This is a genomic window from Clostridium sp. CF012, from assembly GCF_018861755.1.
Classification (GTDB): Bacteria; Bacillota; Clostridia; order Clostridiales; family Clostridiaceae; genus Clostridium_AD.
Genome location: NZ_JAHLEF010000015.1, coordinates 49,599 through 72,216, shown reverse-complemented (window position 1 = coordinate 72,216; position 22,618 = coordinate 49,599). Strand labels below are relative to the sequence as shown.

The following is a 22,618-nucleotide window of genomic DNA, read 5'->3' as shown; positions in this document are numbered from 1 at the left end:
AATTAATCATGACATTTATGGAATTTTTAGCTAAGAACGGCGGATATGTTTTTGCCGCAATGGGTATGGCACTTGCAGTAATTTTACCGGGAATAGGATCAGCAAAAGGGGTAGGTATAGTTGGTGAAGCAGCAGCGGGACTCACAACTGAAGAACCAGAAAAATTTGGTAAGGCTCTTATTCTTCAGTTACTACCAGGTACACAAGGACTCTATGGTTTTGTTATAGGACTTATGGTACTACCTAAATTAGCTACGGCTATGACTTTAGATACTGGATTATACTTGTTTATGGCTTGTTTACCAATAGCGTTTGTAGGATTATATTCTGCAATATCTCAGGCTAAAACAGCAGCGGCTGGTATCGCGATAGTAGCTAAAAAACCAGAGCATAGTACAAAAGCTATTATACTTGCAGCAATGGTTGAAACATATGCAATTTTAGCATTCGTTGTTTCAATAATCTTAGTAAGTAAGACATTCTAATTTTAAAACTAAGAAGTTAGAGGAAGTGAATATATGTCAAATTTAGATAACTTATCAACTAAGATAGTAGAGGATGCCAGTGTTAAAGCAGAGGCTATATTAAAAGAAGCTAATGATAATGGCAAATTAATGGTAGAAAATAAAACAAAAAAGGCAGAGGTGCTTAAAGGCCAAATGCTAGAAAAAAGTAAAATTGAAGCTATTACAGTTAAGCAGAGAATTGTATCTAACGCTCAGTTAGCTGTAAGAAATGAAAACATTGTGGCTAAGCAAAAAATGATTGATAAGGTATTTGTAGAAGCACTAGAAAAGCTAGTATCCATAAAGGATGAAGAATATTTAGAACTTGTAAAAAAATATCTTTTATCAATGCCAATAGTTGGAGATGAAGAAATAATACTTCCTGGGAAATATACAAACCTTGTAACAGAGGCATATTTATCCGAAGTAAACATAGCACTGATAGCTTTAGGGAAATTAGGTGAAATTAATGTAAGCTCTGAGGTCCGAGGCATAAAGAGTGGATTTATAGTAATTAAAAATGGTATAGAGATTAACAATACTTTTGAAAGTCTAGTTAATTCCTTAAGAGATGAGCTTGAATCAGAAATAGTTAAAGAACTATTCAATTAAATTTAAGGAAGAGAACTATTGAAACTGTTCTCTTCCGAAAAGCAAAACAAGGAGGATAGCCATATATGGATAATATGAATTTTACACAAGCTGTGGCTAGGCTAAGAGTATTAGAAACAAGACTCCTGAGTAAAGTAAAGATTGATAGAATGATTGATAGTACCTCCGCGGAAGAAGTGCTTAAGATCTTGCAGGAAACTGAATATGCAACTTTGATGGGAATTGTAAAAAGACCAGAGGACTACAATTTATTACTTAAAGAGGAGTTAAATAGAGTATATTCACTTATGTATAGTGTTTCTCCAGATCCTGCTATAGTAGATATTATGAGTTTGAAATATGATTATCATAATATTAAGGTAATACTGAAAGGCAAGGCTTTAGACAAGGACCTTTCTCATATGTTAATTCCTGTAGGCACAGTAGATATAGAAAAATTAAAAATCTACATGATAACAGAAGATTATAGGGAATTAAACCCTAGTATGAGAGAAGCTATAAATAAGTCCGAAGAAGTCTACCAGGAACTTAAAGATCCTCAAAAAATAGATATTATTTTAGATCAATATATGTATATAGACATGTTAGCTAGGGCAAAAGATACAAAAAATAATTTTATAATTAATTATGTTGTTAGAAGTATAGATTTTTCTAATATAAAGTCAGTTATTAGATTAAAGAAGCAAGAAAAAGATATAAAATTTTTAAAAGAAGTTATCCTTCTCGGTGGAGATATAGCTGTGGATATTTTAATAAAAGCCTTTAATGAGCCTATTGAAAACATGGCAGCTAAATTTGCAGCATCAAAATATGGGGAAGTTGTAAGGCTAGGACTAGAGGAATATATTAAAACTGGTAAACTTTCTCTTCTTGAAAAGTTTTCAGAAAATTATATTATGAAAGATTTGAAAAATGCTAAATATGTAACTTTTGGACCTGAGCCAGTATTTGCTTATATCGCAGCAAAGGAAACAGAAATAAAAGTAATAAGAATAATTATGGTTGGAAAATTAAATAAGGTTGAAACGGCTGTTATAAGAGAAAGGGTGCGTGAGGTTTATGCATAAAGTAGGAGTAGTTGGAGATAAAGATTCGATCCTTGCTTTTAAAGCTCTTGGAATTGACGTATATCCTGTTATTGAAGTTGAAGAAGCTAGAAAAATTATAGATAAAATGGCATTAGATAATTATGCAGTTATATTTGTTACAGAGCAAATAGCTCAGCATTTGGATGAAACTATTAAAAGATATAATGCACAAATGCTTCCTGCCGTTATATTAATACCAAGTAATCAAGGCTCACTAAATATAGGAATGCAAAGAATTCGCGATAATGTGGAAAAAGCAGTGGGCGTAAATATTTTATAGAAAGGTAGGGAGATAACTTGAAAATTGGTAAAATTGTGAAAGTTTCAGGTCCATTAGTTGTTGCAAAAGACATGGATGAAGCTAATATATATGACGTAGTTAAGGTTGGAGAAAAGGGTCTTATTGGCGAAATTATCGAGATGAGGGGTGATAGAGCCTCAATTCAAGTATACGAAGAAACCTCAGGCCTAGGACCCGGAGATCCAGTAGAGTCTACTGGTGAACCACTAAGTGTAGAACTTGGACCAGGGCTTATGGAATCAATGTTTGACGGAATTCAAAGGCCCCTTGAAGCAATAAGAGCCATAGCTGGAAATTTCTTAACAAAGGGTGTAAATGTTTCACCTTTAGACAGAACTAGAAAATGGAATTTTGTTCCTACAGCTAAAGTTGGAGATGAAGTTTCAGCTGGTTTTGCTATTGGCAGCGTGGTGGAAACTAGTGTTATCACTCAAACAATAATGATACCTAACGGAATTTCTGGAACTATTACTTCTATAAATGAAGGAGAGTTTACTGTAGAGGAATTAATAGCAGAAGTACAAACTACAGACGGCATTAAAAGGATTACACTAATGCAAAAATGGCCAGTAAGACGTGGAAGACCCTATGCAAGTAAATTAAATCCAATAGAGCCACTAGTTACAGGTCAAAGAGTAATAGATACTTTTTTTCCAGTAACTAAAGGCGGTACCGCTTGTGTTCCAGGTCCTTTCGGAAGTGGTAAAACTGTAGTTCAGCATCAATTAGCAAAATGGTCAGATGCAGAAATAATTGTTTATATTGGTTGCGGTGAACGTGGAAACGAAATGACAGATGTTTTGAATGAGTTTCCAGAACTTAAAGATCCTAAAACTGGTGAATCACTAATGAAAAGAACAGTTCTCATTGCAAATACCTCTAATATGCCAGTAGCAGCTAGAGAAGCTTCAGTTTATACAGGAATAACTATTGCAGAGTACTATAGAGATATGGGATTCTCAGTAGCAGTAATGGCGGATTCTACGTCACGTTGGGCAGAAGCACTTCGTGAAATGTCCGGAAGACTTGAAGAAATGCCAGGGGACGAGGGTTATCCAGCATATTTAGGTTCACGTGTAGCGGATTTTTATGAAAGATCAGGAAAGGTAGTTTGCCTTGGAGATAACGAGCGAGTAGGAGCACTTACGGTTATTGGTGCAGTATCCCCACCAGGTGGAGATTTATCAGAGCCAGTTACTCAAGCAACGCTAAGAATAGTTAAAGTATTCTGGGGGCTAGACGCTCAACTTGCTTATAGAAGACATTTCCCAGCAATAAATTGGTTAGATTCTTATTCACTTTATTTAGATAAAATAGGTAAGTGGACAGATAATAATGTTGCAGAGGATTGGGTTGAACTTAGAATGAAAGCTATGACTATTCTGCAAGAGGAAGCAAAGCTTGACGAAATAGTAAGACTTGTAGGTGTAGATGCGCTTTCTGAAAAAGATAGATTGAAACTCGAGGTTGCAAAGTCAATTAGAGAAGATTATCTGCAACAAAATGCTTTCCATGAGGTTGATACTTATTCATCCTTGGATAAACAACATAAAATGTTAAGGTTAGTTTTAGCATTCCACGTTGAAGCAGAAAAGGCTTTGGCTGCAGGGGTTTATTTCAGTAAAATATTACAAATGGAAGTAAGAGATAAAATAGCAAGAGCAAAATATATTCCTGAAACTGAAATGTCAAAAATTGATGATATAAATACAGACTTAACTAAGGAAGTAGAAAAATTAATAACGGAAGGAGGGGTTATTAGTGCTTAAAGAATACAGAACCATATCAGAAGTTGTAGGACCCCTTATGGTTGTAGAGAAAGTTCAAGGAGTTAGATATGATGAACTAGTTGAAATAGAATTACAAAACGGTGACATTCGTCGTGGAAAAGTACTTGAAATAAATGAAGATAAAGCAATGGTTCAGTTATTTGAAAGTTCTGCAGGAATTAACTTAAAAGGTAGTAAGGCTAAATTTTTAGGTAAACCACTGGAACTTGGAGTATCAGAAGATATGCTTGGAAGAGTTTTTGATGGACTTGGTAGGCCTAAAGATGGCGGACCTAAAATTATTCCTGAAAAGAAATTAGACATAAATGGAGAAGCACTAAACCCTGTAGCTAGAGACTATCCGTCAGAGTTTATTCAAACAGGTATTTCTGCTATAGATGGACTTAATACACTAGTTAGAGGACAAAAATTACCAGTGTTTTCTGGAGCTGGGCTTCCTCATGCGCAACTTGCGGCTCAAATAGCAAGACAAGCGAAAGTATTAAATTCAGATTCGAAATTTGTTGTTGTATTTGCAGCCATAGGAATAACTTTTGAAGAAGCACAATTCTTCGTAGATGACTTTACTAGTACTGGTGCAATAGACAGAACTGTATTATTTATGAATCTTGCAAATGATCCAGCTATTGAGAGAATAGCTACACCTAGAATGGCTCTAACTACAGCTGAGTACCTTGCATATGAAAGAGGATATCATGTTCTTGTAATTATGACTGATATTACAAATTACTGTGAGGCTCTACGTGAAGTTTCAGCTGCAAGAAAGGAAGTTCCAGGTAGACGAGGATATCCAGGATATCTTTATACTGACCTTTCAACGCTTTATGAAAGAGCGGGTAGAATTAAAGGACTTGAAGGTTCAATAACTCAAATTCCTATTCTTACAATGCCTGAAGATGATATAACTCATCCGATTCCAGATCTGACAGGATACATAACTGAAGGGCAGATTATTTTAAGTAGAGAACTTTATAAAAAAGGTGTTATGCCTCCAATAGATGTTCTACCTTCATTATCAAGACTTAAAGATAAGGGAATAGGTAAAAATAAAACAAGAGAAGATCATGCTGATACAATGAACCAATTATTTGCTGCATATGCTCAAGGTAAGCAAGCAAAGGAACTAGCAGTTATTTTAGGAGAGTCAGCATTATCTGATGCAGACAAAGCCTATGCAAAATTCGCTGATGCTTTTGAAAAACAGTATATAGCTCAAGGCTTTGAAACTAATAGAACTATTGATGAAACAATAAATCTAGGATGGGAGCTCCTATCTATACTACCAAGAACTGAACTTAAGAGAATTAGAGATGAATATCTTGAGAAGTACTTACCTAAAAAAGAGGGTGAGTAAACATGGCAAGGTTAAGTGTTAATCCAACTAGAATGGAGCTTACTAAGCTTAAAAAAAGGTTAGCTACAGCAGCTCGTGGACATAAATTATTAAAAGATAAACAAGATGAACTTATGAGAAGATTTATTGACCTTATAAAACATAATAATGAACTCAGAAAGAGCGTTGAAGAAGAACTACAAAACTCTTTTAAGGATTTTGTTATGGCAAGTGCATTAATGTCTTCAGAATTTCTAGAGGAAGCTATTGCTTATCCGAAAGAAAATATTTCTGTAAAAGTTGACACAAAAAATCTTATGGGTGTTAATGTTCCAGTAATGGAGTTTAAAAGAAAATTAGAAGAAGATGCCGGAAGTATATATCCATATGGATTTGCTAGCACTTCAGCAGAGCTTGATGGAGCTATAGAAAAGCTATATCTAATTTTACCAAAGCTTTTAGAACTTGCAGAAGTAGAAAAATCTTGTCAGCTCATGGCGGACGAGATTGAAAAAACTAGAAGAAGAGTTAATGCCCTTGAATACATGATCATCCCTCAGCTTCAAGAAACCATAAAGTATATAAGAATGAAGCTTGGTGAAAATGAAAGAGGTGCTTTAACTAGACTTATGAAAGTTAAAAACATGATGGAAAAAGCTCAGGCAATAGCAGATGCTAAGAAAATTACCACATAAATAGATAGAATTAAGGTGTTTTTTATGACACCTTAATTTTTTTTTATAAAATTAAGTTGATGTATACTGCTATTTATAATAGAATATGTACTATAAGAAACTAAATTTTATTGCGATTGAAAGCAATTAATATAAGTTAAAGGAGAATGGTTATGGCAGTTAGAAAGATTTTACAATATGGAGACAAGCGTCTTAATACAGAATGCGCAAAGGTTTTAAAAGTAAATGGGGAAATATTAGACTTAATCGATGATATGATGGATACTCTTTACGAGGGTACTGGAATAGGTCTTGCAGCTCCTCAAATAGGTGTTTTAAAAAGAGTTATCTTAATTGATTTAGGAGATGAAAAGGAAGAACCAATAATAATTATAAATCCTAAAATAACAGCGCAATCTGGAAATGAAAAGGATTATGAGGGCTGCTTAAGTTATTTAGGACATGAAGGTGAAGTCTTTAGACCTACGAATGTTACAGTGGAAGGAATTAATATTAAAGGAAAACCAGTAACTCATAAAGCGGAAGGGTTACTAGCAAGAGCCTTCTGCCATGAGATTGATCATTTAGATGGAATACTATATATGTCTAGAGCAGAGCAAATGTACGAGCTAGCTGAAGAGGAAGAAGAGTAATTATTCTTAGATTATGCTATAACGAAAAGTATATATTGCTGGAATGCGCTCACTTCGCCAAGTAATTCTAAACTAATTTTAGTGAAAGATACTAAAAAATGCAAACTCGCTAAATCGCTCAAACATGCATTTTTCTTAACGTATCTTTCACTAAAATTAGTTAAGAATTACTAAGGCTTGTTCATACGCATTCTGCGCAATATATACTTTTGTTAGCATAATCTAAGAATAAACTCTTCTGCCAACCCTTCTGTATTACTAATAGGCACTAACCAGTTGTTAATTGTTTAGCAGCGTACATGTTGAACATTTATAATGTCCCTAAAAAAATATATACTGTTAAAAATGAATACTGTTAGAAGAGCATGCTGGGTGATTTCAATATCATAAGGTATGCTTTTTTTTCTGAGCATATTGATATATAAGTATACAAATGCTATTATAGTATATAATGCAGGTGTATATACACTTGTATACACATATATAAAGAGAGAGGTATAAATAAATGCAAGAGTTAAAAGAAAAGATTCGACAATTGAAAGTAGAAAAAAATGCTTTGATTCTAGCACATTATTATGAGAATGATGATATTCAAGAGATAGCCGATTTTGTAGGAGATTCTTATTATCTTAGTAAAATAGGAAAAGAATGTAATGAGAATACTATAGTATTTTGTGGGGTTAAATTTATGGCTGAGAGTGCAAAAATACTTTCACCAGAAAAAACAGTGCTTCTTCCCAATATAGAGGCAGGATGCACTATGGCAGATATGATTAATGGACAAGATGTTAGGGAACTTAAAAAGGAGCATCCAAAGGCGAAGGTTATATGTTATATAAATTCCACGGCAGAAGTTAAAGCAGAAAGTGACATATGTTGTACTTCTTCCAATGCATTAAAAATAATTAATAACTTAGATAAAGAGGAGATAATTTTTATACCAGATAAAAATCTAGGCGAATATATAAATGAAAAAGCTAAGGGTGTGGACATGATTTTATGGAATGGTTTTTGCTGTGTCCATGAATTTGTAAACGCAGAAGAGCTTATTGAAGTTAAAAATGGGAATAGTGATATAAAAATTTTAGTTCACCCTGAATGTAATAGAGAAATTAGAAAACTAGCTGACTTTGTAGGAAGTACTGGAGATATTATTAAATTTGCGACTGAAGATGATTGCGAAAAGTTTATGATTGTAACAGAGGAAGGTATTCTTTATGAGTTAAAAAATAAAAATCCTAATAAGAAATTTATAACACCAAAAACAGCCATGATATGTAAAAGCATGAAGAAAACTACCTTAGAGGATGTTTATAACAGTCTTTTTAGCAAGCAATATGAAATAACCTTAGATGAAGATGTAAGAAGAGCAGCAGAGAAATGTCTAAATGCAATGCACGAAATGGCAAGGTGATTATATGGATATTTTTGTAGATGTGCTTATAGTTGGAACTGGTGCAGCAGGCTTATATGCCGCATTAAACTTAAGAGAAGACTTAAATATACTTCTAATAACTAAAGATGTAGTAAATAAATGCAATACCTTTTTAGCTCAAGGTGGTATTTCAGTAGCTAGAGATGAAAGTGATTACGATTTGTTTATACAAGATACACTAAAAGCAGGAAAGTATAAAAACTCTATAAAAGCAGTACAGACTTTAGTATATGAATCTATAGATAATATAAATAAAGTAATAGATTTTGGAGTAAGCTTTGATAGGGAAAAGGATGGAGTTAAATATACAAAGGAAGGTGCACATAGCATAAGCAGAATTGTCCACAGCAAGGATGAAACTGGAAAAGAGCTTTTTTTATCTTTGTTGGAAGCACTTAAAAATAAAAAAAATGTGAGTATATTAGAAAACACAACCTTGGTTGATATTATTACTAGAAATAATATCTGTTGTGGTGGCATAGCAACTAAAGGTCAAAAGAGAATAAATATCTATTCTAAGGCAACTGTTTTAGCAACAGGTGGTATTGGAGGTCTCTTCAAGAATTCAACTAATAGAAGAAGCTTAACGGGGGATGGCATAGCTATCGCCTTGCGACATAACATTAAAACTTCTAATTTAGACTATGTTCAATTTCACCCAACTGCACTGTACGATGATAAGGAGAATTGTGAAAAATTCCTGATATCGGAATCACTAAGAGGCGAAGGTGCAAAACTTTTAAATGAATCGGGAAAAAGGTTTGTAGATGAACTGCTGCCAAGAGATGTAGTTTCTAAGGCAATTTATGTAGAAGAAAAAAAGAGTAGTCTGCCTTTTGTATTTTTAGATATTTCATTTAAAGGCAAGGATTATATAACTAATAGATTTCCAGGCATTTACAACCACTGTTTGCAAAAGGGTATAGATATTACAAAAAATAAAATTCCAGTAACTCCAGTACAACACTATCACATGGGAGGAATTACTGTTGACTTACATTCTAGAACATCAATGGATAATTTATTTGCCTGTGGTGAGGTGAGCTGCACGGGAGTACATGGAGAAAATAGGCTAGCAAGTAATTCATTATTGGAGGCCCTAGTTTTTTCTAGAAGAGCTTCAGAGCTTATAAATAAGTACATTGATAGGAATATTTTTCTAAACCCTGAAGATATAAATGGGAAAAAGGGGATTAGAGAGTATAGTGAAATCAATAAAACTATAGTTATAGATAAATTCAAGAAAATGGGAGAGGGTATAAGGCATGAACTGGTTAATTATTGATAATCTTATTATAGAGGCAATAAAAGAAGATGTACCTCAAAACGATATTACAACGGAATATATTATAGGGGAAGAATCTAATTGTAGCGTAGATTTAATTGCTAAAGAAGATGGAGTAATAGCTGGACTTCCTGTATTTGAGAGGGTTTTTAAAATACTTGGAGGGGTTAATATAGAGTTTTTTAAAAAAGATGGGGATGAAGTGTTTGAAGGCCTGTGCATTGCAAGGTTATGTGGAAAAACAAAGCACATATTAACAGGGGAAAGAACTGCATTAAACTTTCTTCAAAGAATGAGTGGAATTGCCACATTAACTAAAACTTATGTAGAAAAATTAGCTGGAAGTGAAGTGAAGATTTTAGATACAAGAAAAACCACACCTAACATGAGAATATTTGAAAAATATGCTGTAAAAATTGGTGGAGGCTATAACCATAGATATAATCTATCTGACAGTGTATTAATAAAAGAAAATCATATAAGTGCGGCTGGGGGAATAACGGCAGCAGTTAATATTATTCGCCAGAATGTCTCCTTTGTTAAAAAAATAGAAGTTGAAGTTGAAACCTTGGAACAAATTAATGAGGCTTTAGAAGTTGGCGTTGATATCATAATGCTAGACAATATGGATGCTCTTACTATGAAAAAAGCCGTAGAGGTAATTAATAAAAAAGCACTAGTTGAGGCATCGGGAAATGTAACTTTAGATAATATTTTGGATGTAGCTGGAAGTGGCGTTGACTATATTTCTGTAGGAGCATTGACGCACTCTTTTAGAGTTTTAGATTTGAGCATGAAGAATTTAGTTAATAGCTAATACTAAAATATTTTTCTTGGATTATGCTAACAAAAGTATATATCGCTAGAATTGCTTGGCGAAGTGAGCGCATTTCTAGCGATATATACTTTTCGTTATGGCATAATCCAAGAAAAACTACTATATGATAGTTTATAATCTAACACCCTTGACTCCCAATATGGAGCCGAAAAATGGGATTTTAAATTTCTGATATACATATATATCTTTGCTTAGGATAAGCTTTTTATAAAGGTATACCTTAACACCCTCATATTCCATTAAAATAAATTGTTCAGAAGGAGAAAAGTTCTTCTGAGTCTTAACCACGAGGGTTCTTGTAGAAGTACCTCCTGAACAACAAGAAGAAGAAGTACTTAATGAAGGCTTAATCACTAAAACTGAATTATCTTGTCTAATAGCAATAATTGCTTTATGGTCTATAGTTAACATTAAAAAACCTCCACACTTATACCCAATAAATATCAATCATCCAATATTGGCTTGGAAGTCTCACAGAATCTTATAATCTGACGCCTTTGATTCCATATATGGAGCCGAAAAATGGGATTTTTAATTTCTGATAAACATGTATATCTTTATTTAGGATAAGACTTTTATGAAGGTATACCTTCACACCCTCATATTCCATTAAAATAAATTGTTCTGAAGGAGAAAAATTTTTCTGAGCCTCAATCCAGAGACTTCTTGTAGGTGTGCCTCCTCAACCACAAGAATTTATTACAGCCTTAGCCACTAAAACCGAATTTGATTTTCTTATAGAATTAATTGCTTTATCGTCCATAGTTAACATAAAAACACCTCCATACCCATAGTGGGTATACTATACTGATATTCTATTCTGAAAGTGCCTAAATGTCAATGCAATATGAAATTTTAACATTTAAAATGTATAGGTACGGCGGAAAATTACAAGTCATTAAATTAGTCTAGCCTATTTTAAATTTCCTTATTAATATAATCTTTCAGTCTAACATTCCAAGGTGGAATTTCAATATCAAGGGAGCTTTTTATGTGAGAACTATTCACACAGGTGTACTTAGGTTCTTTGATGATATTTGATAAAAGATTATCTGAATTTACAATCAAAGGAATATTAAGGTTACCCAATTCTATTATACTATTTATTAGTTCTGATTTTGATAAACAACCTTCATTTGTATAGTTATATACTCCATATTTATCAGTAGCTAGAAGCCTCAGAATAACTGCAGTTAAATCTTCAATATAAGTTATGGAAAGAGTGGGATTTGAAAACAGATATATTGCAGTATGCTTACCTTTTAGTAGCTTTCTAACAAAACAATCATTGCCACCAAATATATTTGAGCTGCGAAGAATAAAATATTTGGTGCAAATAGTTTGGATTAATTCTTCTGCCCCGAGTTTACTCTTGCTAAAGGCGTTTATTGGAGTACATTCATCAATTTCACTATATGGGGAAGATTTAATATCACCGTATACATCTGTGCTAGATAGGTATAATATTGGTATATTAAGAAAATTACAACAGTTAGCAATATTTAAAGTTCCTAGGGTATTTACACCATAGGCTAAAGTATCATTGTACTCACAAATGTATTTATTTGTTATAGATGCAGTATGAATTACAACATCCGGATTTAATTCACTTAGAGCCTTCTCAGTAGATATTTTATCCATTATGTTAAGCTCAGTTTTACCTAGTCCATATATAGTATGTGATGTTGACAAGACATTACAAAGATATGTTCCAATATTACCCTTTGCACCAGTTATTAAAATATTCATAAATACCTCCTTAAAGTTCATGGTATTAAAGTATATGATGTAGTATTTTTATTATTAAAGAATTGCTTATTTTTTCGAGATGTCTTATAGTGGGGAGTTGTGTCAATGGCAATAAATAAGAAGGAAATGGAATTTGAAAATAAGAACCTAAAGGAAACTATAGACTGGTTGAATGTGCAAATTAATCTAGCTGTGGAAAAAGAAGAAGAGTTAGAAAAAAAAGTATCTATGTTAAAGAAGAGTTCAGGTGGTACCTATAGTGAAGAGTTAGCTCTAGCTGAGCAGGTATATGAGTTTGCAAATAGGAATTTACAAAAGTACACGCAGGTAGCTCACAAACCGTATTTTGCAAGAATTGATTTTAGAGAGAGCAGAAGAGACACGGAAAGTTATTATATAGGTAAATTTGGTTTAAATGATAGGAGTCAGGGAGAGGAAAAGGTAATTGATTGGAGAGCACCAATTGCAGAATTATATTATAGTGGGCAACAAGGGGAAGTTAATTACAAGGCACCTATAGGTTTTGTAGAAGGTGAGCTGTCGCTAAAACGCAAATTTCTTATTAAGGATGAAAAGTTAGAAAATGCTTTTGATGAAGGTATTAATGATATAATCTTAAGATCTTCAAATGACGAAACTGAGGAAAATGCATTAGTAGATGAATTCTTAAAGATAAATTTAGAACAAAGCATAGGAAGTAAGCTTAAAGATGTAGTAGCTACTATTCAAAAGGAACAGAATGAAATTATAAGGGCCAGTAAGAATACAGTAATGATAATACAAGGCTCTGCAGGTTCAGGGAAAACAACAGTGGCTCTACATAGGCTAGCATATCTCATGTACAAATATAGTGAAAATTTAGAAACCCAAGAAATATTAGTTGTAGCACCTAATAAGCTGTTTCTGGATTATATTTCAGATATACTACCTAGTCTTGGTGTAAGTGGGGTTGTGCAAAGCACCTTTGAAGATATCGCCTGCAACATATTAATTTATGGTGGTAAAATCAATACAAAGGATATGAAGTTTTCTTCAGTTATGGAAGAAACGGATAATGACAAAGTGAAATTTATAACCACTAGTAGCAAATTTAAAGGAAGCATGACATTTAAAAGCATTATAGATAGATACTTAAAATATATAGAAAATAAAGATATCCAAGTGGAGGATATTATAGTTTCGGAACATATACTATTTAATTCAAATGAAATAAAAAGATTATACTCTAAAGACTTACTAAACCTGCCATTAAACAAGAGAAAAGAAGAAATTAGAAGATATTTCAATTTAAAATTAAAGAATATAATTCCAGAAATTATGGAAAAAGTAGATTCTACCTATGATAAATCCATCCAAAGAGTAAAAAGAGAGATTAAAGATGAAATTTCTAAGAGAAAGAAAATTATTGAACTTTATGATAAAAGAGATGAGGAAAAAAACATTTTAAAGCTAATGCTAAAAAAGTCATGGATGAGTATTTTAAAAAATGGTCACAAAAAAGTGTAATTGACTTATATTTTAATTTACTTGCGGATGAAGAAGTCTTTAATGAACTTACTGAAGGAAAGATATCAACAAAACTATATGCCTTTATTAAAGCCGAGAGTATCGTTAATATGAATGATAAGATTATCGATAGTGATGATTTAGCCGCTTTACTTTATTTAAAGCTTAAAATTGAGGGCTTAGAGAAATTTAACTTTTCCCATATCGTCATAGATGAAGCTCAGGATTATAGTAATTTTCAATTATTGATGCTTAAAAACATTGCACTTAATGATTCTTTTACAATTGTAGGTGATATTGGACAGGGGATTTATTATTATAAGGGTATCGAGAGTTGGCAAAAGCTTATCAGTGAGGTTTTCAAGGGACAAGCAAATTATATTCCACTTACGCAAAGCTATAGATCAACAATAGAAATAATAAACGTTGCAAATAAAGTACTTCAAAAGCAACAAAATTATATAACGCCAGCGAGTCCTGTACTAAGACACGGTGAAAAACCAGAGTTAATTGCATATACCTTAGAAAAGGATTTTGCTGAAAAATTAGATGAAATAGTAAAAAAAATAAAGAAAAGTGGAAAGAAAAGCATAGCAGTTATTGGAAAAACATTTAGTGAGTGTAAATATATAAAAGCACAACTTAAAAAGTATAGTAAAGATGATTGGGAGTTAATAAAAAATACAGATAAGAAGTTTCAGTCGGAAAGAATAATTATACCCTCATATATGACTAAGGGCTTAGAATTCGATTGTAGTATTGTATACAATTGTGACGAAGAAAATTATGGAGATAATGAGTTAGACAAGAGAATATTATATGTAGTTCTTACAAGAGCTTTACATATGGAGTATATTTTTTATAAGGGGAAGCTTTCAACTTTATTAGACTAAAATAACCGGTGGATCATTGGGAATCAGGAATCATTGGGTCATTGGGGACGGTTAACAATTATTTAAACTATAGATTAAGAATATGAATATCATCTCTACCCATAGGCAATAATCTAAGTAAAAGCTTATGAGTAGGGGTGTTTTTTTATGGCAAGAAAGGCAAGATTAAAAGCAGCTGACGCTATATTTCATATTATGTGTAAAAGTATCAGCGAGGTAGATTTATATAGGGATCCTGAAGATAAAGAAAAGTATTTATTACTTGTGAAGAAGTATAAAAAGCTCTATAACGTTAAAATTTATGGGTACTGTCTTATGGATAACCATGCACATTTATTGGTTGATGCTAATGGAGCAGACATATCAAAAGTCATGCACGGAATTAATTTTTCTTATGCGATGTACTTTAATAAAAAATATGAAAGAGAAGGCCATCTTTTTAAAGATAGATTCAAGAGCAAAATAGTTGATAATGACAAATATTTAAAGACTGTATCATTGTATATACATAATAATCCTACAGATATAAGTGAATTTAAAGATTGTCCTGAAAAATATGCTTTTTCTAGCTTGGGAATATATATTGGGAAAAGACGGGACCACTTCAATATAGTTGATTATGGATTTGTATTGGACTTTTTTGGAAATGACATTAGTACCGCTAGGAAAAGCTACTATAGTCATGTGTTTGGATGTAACGATGAAAAATTGAGTGAAGAATTTGAATTCCAAGATGAAAAAACAGAATATAGAAGTGGAAGGAAGATACTTGTAAGAAATTTTTCTTATGAAGATGTGATGGAATTTATAGCATCAAAGATGAATATATCTAAGTTTCATCTTAACATTAAGTACAGTAGAAAACTTGTACGTGCAAAAGCTCTAACAGTTATTTTAATGCGGAGTCTTTGCAATTTTAAATTCAGTGAGATATCAAGAGCCCTGGGGAACATTTCACAGGCTAGATTATCAAAATTAAGTAACATTGGTATTGAATTAATTGGAACTGACGAAAAGTATGAAAATATTATTGGAGAATTTATTAAATCCTATACTTAGTAATAAATCGGTTACTTGTAGTTTATTAATATTTTTAATATTAGGCATATGAGTCAATTTTAAAACAGTAACTAAAAATTTATTTGAGATGTTTTTCTTAAATTAAGCATATTAATTTGTTTTAAGAAATAAAAAAATAGAGATCTGAATATCAATATTTAAATTAATAAAAGTGGACAAGCATTTTAGAGTAAAAAAATATTACTGCAAAAAAAGAAAATAAAAGTAAGTTGTATAATATTACATGTATGAAGGCATTTTTGAAAGATATATTTGTGACTAAAAGATACCAGTTTACAGAAGACCTTGTGCCTAAATAAAGGATAAATAATTGTTAACCGTCCCCAATGATTCCCCAAGATTCGCAAGCGAGATTCTCCAATGATTCAAGAGATTGTCCTAATTTATTTTATAATAATTATTGTTAGTTGAACAGCTTTAATAAATGTGATAAAATATAATGTATTATGTATAAAACAATTAAAATTATATAAATTTGTATATAAATTTGAAATAGAGATAAACTTAATAAAAAATATTTTACAAAAGAACTAAAGGGAGGATTTTGAGAATGGAAACAACAAAGTTGAAAGATAATATTTATTGGATTGGTGTAAACAACCCTGAACTTAGGGTATTTGATATTATAATGGAAACAAAGAAAGGAACGACTTATAATTCATATTTAATTGATGACGAAAAGGTTGCTATAATAGATTGTGTTAAAGATGGTTATTTTGAAGAGTTTTTAGGTAAAATAAAAGGTGTTATTGGAGAAAGAAAAGTTGATTACATAATTGTTCAACATACAGAACTCGACCATAGTGGCTCATTAGCTAAGTTCTTAGAAGTTTATCCAGAGGCTATTGTTCTTGGTTCAAGAGCTGCCATAAATTATTTAAAAGAAATTACTAATAAGGAGTTTAATAGTGATTTGGCTGTGGAAGAGATATGCTTAGGTAAAAACACCTTACAATTTATTTCCGCACCAAATTTGCATTGGCCTGATACAATATTTACATATGTTAAGGAAGAAAAAGTATTGTTTACTTGTGATGTAATGGGATGCCACTATTCACCAATTAATTGCATAACGGATAGCTGCTCAGGCGACTATTTTGATGAAATGAAATATTATTTTGATGTTATAATGGGACCTTTCAAAAAATTTGTAAATATGGGACTGGATAAAATTAAAGATTTAGAATTAGATATAATAGCACCAAGTCATGGGCCTATACATATAGATGACGCTAAAATGTATGTAGACCTTTATAGAGAATGGGCTAAAACTTACGAAATAAAAGAAAAAAATGTTCAAATTTTTTATGTTTCAGCTTATGGTAATACTGAAAAAATTGGAAAATATTTAGCTGAGAAAATCAACGAAAATGGCATAAAAGCTGAGGCTCATGAAATTACATCTATGAATTTAAGCGATATTGTGGAATTAATTGAAAAAGCCAGTGGTATTATGATAGGTTCTCCCACTATTAATCAAGATGCTGTAAAACCTGCTTGGGACGTTTTATCTCTTGTGTGTGCAATAACCAATAGAGGAAAGACTGCAGCAGCTTTTGGATCATATGGATGGAGTGGAGAAGGAGTTGCCATGCTTACACAAAGGCTTAAGTCTTTAAAATTTAAAGTATTAGAAGAAGGATTAAGATTTAATTTTGTTCCAGATATCAAAGAATATGAGTTGGCTGACAAATTTGTGGAAGCATATTTACAGCTTTTAAACTAGAGATCTATTAGAAAAATACGGTTTACGAAATCCAATAACAAAAAAAGGGGAATTTTACTTTAATAGTGGAGTTTTCCTTTTTTTATAGGGAATTAAAAGTATTTCAAATGTAAAGAATATAATATATAAATAAAAAAATTATTATTATTTCAATTTGTTATAGAAAAAAATAGCTATCTCTAGTATTATTTAAATAAGCACAAAGCCGTAATGAATAATTTACCAATGTAGTATGGAGGGGATTTATTTGAATAAACAATATATAATAAATTTTTTAAATTTAAATGAGTTAAGTGATATAGCTGAAATTAAATATAAAAAGGGCACCATTGCTTTAAAATTTAAATATTATTATGATGAAGTAGAAATGGACGCGGCTACATGTTATGCAAATGAAGAAGGAGATTTTAAACAGGATAAAGAGGAATGGTATGAAGAATATTTTTTACCTTATTTAAGTGATATTGCTGCAGATAATGTGGAAGATATTATGGAAGAATGTGCGCAGCAAATGGAAATTGAGTATGAGTTTATTGGCTGTGATATATCACAAGATGCATATGAATTTAATGAATTTGCCGTAGTTTTTTATGGTGAAGATGCAGATATAGAAATTGATGATATTTTATTTGAATTAGATATTTAAATTTTCGTTTACAGTAATAAGTGGATATCTAAGCCACTTTTTTGCAAGTGGCTTTAACTTTTTCATATTTAACAATTACTTCGTCTAATTGCTGACTACAAGACACAACTATTTTATCTGTTGGGTTTTTGAAATTTAGTAGAAAATGTAGTAGCATTCTTAATGATTCTAATTCTCTTCTTATAAGTTGTAACTTTATATTCATAAATTTATAATTCTTGATTATAGATTTATACTTTTTAATTATATGTTTATGCCTATTAATCATGATTTTATACCTCTTATTCATGTATTTATACCCCTTATTAATAATTTTGGTTTTGTGGACTAAATACAGTATACCAAATTATACAAAGAATGTTAGTTTTTTTCTTAGTCAATATAACATACAAAATTACAAAATAGGCTATAATTTCTGAAAATATATAAGAACAATATGGTAAAATATAACATATAAACTCATGAAGGTGTTGAAAAAAGCTACTTTACATAATATGTAAATGACGAAAAAAGTCTTAAATTTTTTGTTCTATAATTATAAGAATAGAATATGTTCCATTTTCACTATTTACCAATAAAATATTTTGGCAAAATAAAAAAGTTAAAAATAGTATAGGAGTGATATTATGAGTATAGATGAATTAACTAATAGGATAAATTACCTTTATAAGAAAAGCAAAGAGCATGGACTTACTGAGGAGGAAAAAGTAGAGCAGCAAGAACTAAGACAAAAGTATATTAACAATGTTAAAAGAAATTTTAAAGCGCAATTAGATACAATTGTGAAAGTAGAACCGAAGGATTTAAACAATAAATATATAAATTAGTAGAAATGAGGCGTTTTTAATGGCTGTTACGATAGAGGAGTTAATAGAGCATTTTAAGTTAGAGGTTTTAGTAGAAGGAGAGAAAGGTAAATTAATTAATGTTACTGATATTAATAGACCAGGGCTTCAAATTGCAGGCTTTTACCAGTATTTTGATAATAAGAGGGTTCAATTAATAGGCATGGCAGAATGGGGTTTTCTAGATTGCATGGAGGTAGAACTGAGGAAGAAACGAATTAACAAATATTTTAAATTACAACCACTTTGTGTTATCTTTACTAGGCAGTTGGAACCTCATAAGGAAATTCTAAAGGCTGCACAGGAAAATGGTCGATGGGTTTTAAGGACCAAATTAATTTCTACAAGATTTATTAGCAAGCTTACGAGCTTCTTAGACACTAAGCTAGCACCAGAAACTAGACTTCATGGAGTGCTAGTAGATGTTTATGGAATAGGAATATTATTAAGTGGTGAAAGTGGTATAGGTAAGAGTGAATGTGCCTTAGAATTAATTAAAAGGGGTCATAGATTGATTGCAGACGACGCGGTAGACATTAAAGAAATTGATGGTATACTCCTAGGAAGTTGTCCATACATAACCTCAGGAATGTTGGAAGTGAGAGGTATGGGGATAATAGATATCCCAGCGATTTATGGTATGAGTTCCGTTCTAAATACGAAGACTATAAGTATATTGATTTCTCTTACTCTGTGGAACGAGAATGAAGAATATGATAGGCTTGGTATAGATAATGAATTTATGGAAATTTTAAATGTGCCGCTAAGAAAAATAACGCTGCCAATTAGGCCGGGTAGAAATATAGCAGTTATCATTGAAGCTGCTGCAGCTAATTATAGGTATAGTTTAAATTCTAAGATAACACCTGTTGAAACCATAAATATGAGAATAGAGGAAGTAACAGCAGCTCGTAATAATAATTAAATTAAAAAATAAATTATTCTAATAATATGCAACTTTTAGATAGCAAAAATTCAAAAATATATAGTAAATACTATAAAGATACTGATTATTTCTAAAATTTGAAAGATTCACTTCAATTGGCACCAATGGTAGCAAAAACGGCATTTTTAAGACAGTTTAGGTGTTTGTAATTTAATAAAATATTTAGTAGAATAGGAAGTACAAAAAATAGTTATACAAGGGGGTAAGTAAACATGTCTGATGTTAAGGATTTAGAAAAAAAATATGAATTAGCTTGGGATAAATACACTAAAGGTGATTTGGAAAAGGTATTCGCATTATCTGATAGTTACATAGATTTTATGTCAAAGTGCAAAACTGAAAGAGAGTGCGTAACTGAATTTATTATTTTAGCTGAAAAAAATGGTTACAAAAATATTGATACTTATATAAATGCAGGCGCTACATTAAAAGCCGGTGATAAGGTTTATGCAAACTGCATGGGGAAAACTTTAGCGTTATTTTTAATCGGTTCTGAGCCAATTGAAAAGGGTTTTAAGATTTTAGGTGCTCATGTAGACTCACCAAGACTGGATTTAAAGCAAAATCCATTATATGAGGATTCTGATTTAGCATTGGTTAAGACACATTATTATGGTGGAGTTAAGAAGTATCAATGGGTTACTATCCCTTTAGCTATCCATGGTGTTGTGGTTAAGAAAGATGGAACAGTAGTAAATGTAGTAATAGGAGAAGATGAAAAAGAACCAGTAGTGGGAATATCAGATCTTCTAATTCACTTATCTGCAGACCAAATGCAAAAGACTATGGCAAAGGGTATTGAAGGTGAAGACTTAAATGTGTTCATGGGAAGTATACCAGTAGAAGATAAGGAAGCTAAAAATAGAGTTAAATTAAATGTATTAAGACTTTTAAATGATAAATATGATATAGATGAAGAAGATTTTGTATCTTCAGAGCTGGAAGTAGTACCTGCAGGGCGTGCTAGAAGTTATGGACTGGATAGTAGTATGGTTATGGCTTATGGACATGATGACAGGGTTTGCGCTTATACATCTTATGAGGCATTAATGAAGATAAAAGAAACAGATAAAACTTGTATAGTTTTACTTGTGGATAAAGAAGAAGTAGGTAGTATTGGTGCAACAGGAATGCAATCTAGATTTTTTGAAAACACAGTAGCTGAAATTGTTAATTTAATGGGAGAATATAGTGATTTAAAAGTAAGAAGGGCATTAGCTAATTCAAAAATGTTATCTTCTGATGTAAGTGCAGCTTTTGATCCAAACTTTCCTTCAGTTATGGAAAAACGTAATTCTGCATATTTTGGTAAAGGTATAGTTTTAAACAAGTATACTGGAGCTCGTGGAAAAGGTGGATGCAACGATGCAAACCCAGAATTTATTGCAGAGCTTAGAACTATAATGGCTAAACATAAAATTTCATGGCAAACATCAGAGCTTGGCAAAGTTGATCAAGGCGGCGGTGGTACTATAGCTTATATATTAGCTGAGTATGGTATGCAGGTTATTGATTCAGGAGTTGCTCTTCATAACATGCATGCACCATGGGAAATTGCAAGTAAAGCAGATATTTATGAAGCTTGTAGAGCTTACGAGGCATTCCTAATAGAGATTTAAAAAATTATATATATTACTATAACTGCACTCCCAAGCCTAAGTAATTCTAAACAAATTTTAATGAAAGATACTAAAAAGTAATAACTCGCTAGCGCTCAAACAATTACTTTTCTTAACGCATCTTTCATTAAAATTAGTTAAGAATTACTAATGCTTGGTCGAATGCAGTTTACGTAATATATACTTTTTTTAGCGTTCTTAAGGAAATAAAAAAAGGGATGTGAAAACATCCCTTTTATTTATCCAATTCATTTACAAATATAGCTAGCTCATTATGACTTAGGAAAACTGAGCCAATAACACCATGACTGGTATCTGAGGTTGTAATCCCGTGGAAATCTGAGCCTGCAGTAATAAACTTATTGTACTCTTTAGCCTTTGCTTTTAGAAAGGATTTTTGTTTTTTTGTATTTATTGGGTAGACGGCTTCAATACCATCAAAATCAAAAGCCAACATTTCATCTATAGAAGATTTTTTAATTAGCACAGGGTGTGCAAGCACTACTAATGCATTAACTTTCTTTAACATAGCGATACCATCCGCTGTTGAAATTTTCTTGGTTTGTACGTATGCAGGGCTATCGTTTGAAAGCAAATTATCAAATATATATTTCCAATCATATTTGTAGCCAGCATTCATTATAGCTTTAGCTATATGTGGTCTAGCTATTACCCCTTTGGCATCATCTAAAATCTTTCTGTAGTCTAATTTGATTTTGAAAAATGTATCTAGATTTTCTACTATTTTTTCAGCTCTTAATGCTCTATAATTTTCCATATCCTTTAAGTAATTTTGAAAAACTCCATTTTTATATTTATCATCTTTAAAATAACCTAAAATATGAATGCTTTCTTTATTATGAATAGTAGAGAGCTCTATGCCAGGTATTACCCTTATATTTTCACGTATACCTTCCCTAATTCCTTCTTCAACATTTAAGGTAGTGTCATGATCTGTTATTGCAATAATATCTAAGCCTCTTGTAGAAGCTGTATAAATTAATTCCTTAGGACTCAGTTTTCCATCAGAAGCATTTGTATGAAGATGGAAATCACCTCTATTGTACATAAAATCACCTCGAATTTAAAGTTT

At 31.7% G+C, this 22,618-nt stretch carries 21 protein-coding genes and 1 pseudogene; 18 read left to right on the top strand and 4 right to left on the bottom strand.

Annotated features, from left to right (window positions below; genetic code table 11):
• Positions 1–8: 8 nt before the first annotated feature.
• The 11 genes from KPL50_RS14595 to nadC all read left to right on the top strand — a co-directional run bounded on the left by KPL50_RS14595 (position 9) and on the right by nadC (position 10,494).
• Positions 9–485 (top strand): V-type ATP synthase subunit K, encoded by a 477-nt coding sequence (locus tag KPL50_RS14595; RefSeq protein ID WP_216299266.1) that lies wholly within the window; start codon positions 9–11, stop codon positions 483–485.
• Between the two features lie 33 nt (positions 486–518).
• On the top strand, positions 519–1,118 hold the full coding sequence (locus KPL50_RS14590) for a V-type ATP synthase subunit E (RefSeq protein ID WP_216299265.1): 600 nt from the start codon (positions 519–521) through the stop codon (positions 1,116–1,118).
• 65 nt (positions 1,119–1,183) lie between these two features.
• Positions 1,184–2,185, top strand: a complete 1,002-nt coding sequence (locus KPL50_RS14585) for a V-type ATP synthase subunit C (protein WP_216299264.1) — start codon at positions 1,184–1,186, stop codon at positions 2,183–2,185.
• Positions 2,178–2,486 carry a V-type ATP synthase subunit F gene (locus tag KPL50_RS14580; RefSeq protein ID WP_216299263.1) on the top strand — a complete coding sequence of 103 codons (309 nt, stop codon included), beginning with the start codon at positions 2,178–2,180 and terminating at the stop codon, positions 2,484–2,486. The genes KPL50_RS14585 and KPL50_RS14580 overlap by 8 nt, the downstream gene beginning before the upstream one ends.
• A gap of 17 nt (positions 2,487–2,503) precedes the next feature.
• Positions 2,504–4,276, top strand: a complete 1,773-nt coding sequence (locus tag KPL50_RS14575) for a V-type ATP synthase subunit A (RefSeq protein WP_216299262.1) — start codon at positions 2,504–2,506, stop codon at positions 4,274–4,276.
• Positions 4,269–5,651 carry a V-type ATP synthase subunit B gene (locus tag KPL50_RS14570; protein ID WP_216299261.1) on the top strand — a complete coding sequence of 461 codons (1,383 nt, stop codon included), beginning with the start codon at positions 4,269–4,271 and terminating at the stop codon, positions 5,649–5,651. The genes KPL50_RS14575 and KPL50_RS14570 overlap by 8 nt, the downstream gene beginning before the upstream one ends.
• Positions 5,652–5,653: 2 nt before the next feature.
• A complete protein-coding gene (locus KPL50_RS14565) occupies positions 5,654–6,325 on the top strand; it encodes a V-type ATP synthase subunit D (RefSeq protein WP_216299260.1) in 672 nt (223 codons plus the stop codon).
• Between the two features lie 152 nt (positions 6,326–6,477).
• Positions 6,478–6,957, top strand: coding sequence for a peptide deformylase (gene def / locus KPL50_RS14560; protein ID WP_216299259.1), 480 nt, complete (start codon positions 6,478–6,480; stop codon positions 6,955–6,957).
• Between the two features lie 505 nt (positions 6,958–7,462).
• Positions 7,463–8,371, top strand: a complete 909-nt coding sequence (gene nadA / locus KPL50_RS14555; protein ID WP_216299258.1) for a quinolinate synthase NadA — start codon at positions 7,463–7,465, stop codon at positions 8,369–8,371.
• Positions 8,372–8,375: 4 nt separating this feature from the next.
• Positions 8,376–9,677: an L-aspartate oxidase gene (locus KPL50_RS14550; RefSeq protein ID WP_216299257.1), complete on the top strand. Its 1,302-nt coding sequence runs from the start codon at positions 8,376–8,378 to the stop codon at positions 9,675–9,677.
• Positions 9,658–10,494: a carboxylating nicotinate-nucleotide diphosphorylase gene (gene nadC, locus KPL50_RS14545; protein WP_216299256.1), complete on the top strand. Its 837-nt coding sequence runs from the start codon at positions 9,658–9,660 to the stop codon at positions 10,492–10,494. Before KPL50_RS14550 ends, nadC begins: the two co-directional genes overlap by 20 nt.
• 132 nt (positions 10,495–10,626) lie before the next feature.
• Here nadC and KPL50_RS14540 read toward each other — a convergent pair whose 3' ends face one another.
• Together KPL50_RS14540 and KPL50_RS14535 are read right to left on the bottom strand one after the other, a co-directional pair.
• The gene (locus KPL50_RS14540; protein ID WP_216299255.1) at positions 10,627–10,926 is read right to left on the bottom strand and encodes a hypothetical protein; all 300 of its coding nucleotides are present in this window, start codon (positions 10,924–10,926) and stop codon (positions 10,627–10,629) included.
• Between the two features lie 507 nt (positions 10,927–11,433).
• Positions 11,434–12,264 (bottom strand): sugar nucleotide-binding protein, encoded by an 831-nt coding sequence (locus KPL50_RS14535; RefSeq protein WP_216299254.1) that lies wholly within the window; start codon positions 12,262–12,264, stop codon positions 11,434–11,436.
• 105 nt (positions 12,265–12,369) lie between these two features.
• Between KPL50_RS14535 and helD the strand changes: the two are divergent.
• From helD to KPL50_RS14515, 4 genes and pseudogenes are all read left to right on the top strand, one after another.
• A pseudogene (gene helD, locus KPL50_RS14530) lies at positions 12,370–14,663 on the top strand (RNA polymerase recycling motor HelD).
• A gap of 147 nt (positions 14,664–14,810) precedes the next feature.
• Positions 14,811–15,722, top strand: a complete 912-nt coding sequence (locus KPL50_RS14525; protein WP_216299253.1) for a transposase — start codon at positions 14,811–14,813, stop codon at positions 15,720–15,722.
• 571 nt (positions 15,723–16,293) lie between these two features.
• Positions 16,294–17,469, top strand: coding sequence for an FprA family A-type flavoprotein (locus KPL50_RS14520; RefSeq protein ID WP_216299252.1), 1,176 nt, complete (start codon positions 16,294–16,296; stop codon positions 17,467–17,469).
• 247 nt (positions 17,470–17,716) lie between these two features.
• Entirely contained in the window at positions 17,717–18,115 is a 399-nt protein-coding gene (locus KPL50_RS14515; protein WP_216299251.1) for a hypothetical protein, read from the top strand.
• A 28-nt stretch (positions 18,116–18,143) separates the two neighbouring features.
• Here KPL50_RS14515 and KPL50_RS14510 read toward each other — a convergent pair whose 3' ends face one another.
• The gene (locus KPL50_RS14510; RefSeq protein ID WP_216299250.1) at positions 18,144–18,404 is read right to left on the bottom strand and encodes an aspartyl-phosphate phosphatase Spo0E family protein; all 261 of its coding nucleotides are present in this window, start codon (positions 18,402–18,404) and stop codon (positions 18,144–18,146) included.
• Positions 18,405–18,741: 337 nt separating this feature from the next.
• Between KPL50_RS14510 and KPL50_RS14505 the strand changes: the two genes are divergently transcribed.
• The 3 genes from KPL50_RS14505 to KPL50_RS14495 all read left to right on the top strand — a co-directional run bounded on the left by KPL50_RS14505 (position 18,742) and on the right by KPL50_RS14495 (position 21,525).
• Positions 18,742–18,942: a DUF896 domain-containing protein gene (locus KPL50_RS14505; RefSeq protein ID WP_216299249.1), complete on the top strand. Its 201-nt coding sequence runs from the start codon at positions 18,742–18,744 to the stop codon at positions 18,940–18,942.
• Between the two features lie 19 nt (positions 18,943–18,961).
• Positions 18,962–19,885, top strand: a complete 924-nt coding sequence (gene hprK, locus KPL50_RS14500) for an HPr(Ser) kinase/phosphatase (protein ID WP_216299248.1) — start codon at positions 18,962–18,964, stop codon at positions 19,883–19,885.
• Positions 19,886–20,118: 233 nt separating this feature from the next.
• Positions 20,119–21,525 (top strand): aminopeptidase, encoded by a 1,407-nt coding sequence (locus tag KPL50_RS14495; RefSeq protein ID WP_216299247.1) that lies wholly within the window; start codon positions 20,119–20,121, stop codon positions 21,523–21,525.
• A 235-nt stretch (positions 21,526–21,760) separates the two neighbouring features.
• On the opposite strand, the gene KPL50_RS14490 is transcribed toward KPL50_RS14495, so the two are convergent.
• Entirely contained in the window at positions 21,761–22,594 is an 834-nt protein-coding gene (locus KPL50_RS14490; RefSeq protein ID WP_216299246.1) for a PHP domain-containing protein, read from the bottom strand.
• Between the last annotated feature and the right edge of the window lie 24 nt (positions 22,595–22,618).

Excerpts from the sequence above, each read along its gene's own strand:
- KPL50_RS14540 (WP_216299255.1), bottom strand. The coding sequence starts at position 10,926 with ATGTTAACTATAGACCATAAAGCAATTATTGCTATTAGACAAGATAAT.
- KPL50_RS14510 (WP_216299250.1), bottom strand. The coding sequence starts at position 18,404 with ATGAATAAGAGGTATAAAATCATGATTAATAGGCATAAACATATAATT.
- KPL50_RS14520 (WP_216299252.1), top strand. The coding sequence starts at position 16,294 with ATGGAAACAACAAAGTTGAAAGATAATATTTATTGGATTGGTGTAAAC.
- KPL50_RS14505 (WP_216299249.1), top strand. The coding sequence starts at position 18,742 with ATGAGTATAGATGAATTAACTAATAGGATAAATTACCTTTATAAGAAA.
- KPL50_RS14595 (WP_216299266.1), top strand. The coding sequence starts at position 9 with ATGACATTTATGGAATTTTTAGCTAAGAACGGCGGATATGTTTTTGCC.
- KPL50_RS14490 (WP_216299246.1), bottom strand. The coding sequence starts at position 22,594 with ATGTACAATAGAGGTGATTTCCATCTTCATACAAATGCTTCTGATGGA.
- KPL50_RS14535 (WP_216299254.1), bottom strand. The coding sequence starts at position 12,264 with ATGAATATTTTAATAACTGGTGCAAAGGGTAATATTGGAACATATCTT.
- KPL50_RS14525 (WP_216299253.1), top strand. The coding sequence starts at position 14,811 with ATGGCAAGAAAGGCAAGATTAAAAGCAGCTGACGCTATATTTCATATT.
- def (WP_216299259.1), top strand. The coding sequence starts at position 6,478 with ATGGCAGTTAGAAAGATTTTACAATATGGAGACAAGCGTCTTAATACA.
- KPL50_RS14565 (WP_216299260.1), top strand. The coding sequence starts at position 5,654 with ATGGCAAGGTTAAGTGTTAATCCAACTAGAATGGAGCTTACTAAGCTT.
- hprK (WP_216299248.1), top strand. The coding sequence starts at position 18,962 with ATGGCTGTTACGATAGAGGAGTTAATAGAGCATTTTAAGTTAGAGGTT.
- KPL50_RS14585 (WP_216299264.1), top strand. The coding sequence starts at position 1,184 with ATGGATAATATGAATTTTACACAAGCTGTGGCTAGGCTAAGAGTATTA.
- KPL50_RS14550 (WP_216299257.1), top strand. The coding sequence starts at position 8,376 with ATGGATATTTTTGTAGATGTGCTTATAGTTGGAACTGGTGCAGCAGGC.
- nadA (WP_216299258.1), top strand. The coding sequence starts at position 7,463 with ATGCAAGAGTTAAAAGAAAAGATTCGACAATTGAAAGTAGAAAAAAAT.
- KPL50_RS14580 (WP_216299263.1), top strand. The coding sequence starts at position 2,178 with ATGCATAAAGTAGGAGTAGTTGGAGATAAAGATTCGATCCTTGCTTTT.
- KPL50_RS14495 (WP_216299247.1), top strand. The coding sequence starts at position 20,119 with ATGTCTGATGTTAAGGATTTAGAAAAAAAATATGAATTAGCTTGGGAT.
- nadC (WP_216299256.1), top strand. The coding sequence starts at position 9,658 with ATGAACTGGTTAATTATTGATAATCTTATTATAGAGGCAATAAAAGAA.
- KPL50_RS14590 (WP_216299265.1), top strand. The coding sequence starts at position 519 with ATGTCAAATTTAGATAACTTATCAACTAAGATAGTAGAGGATGCCAGT.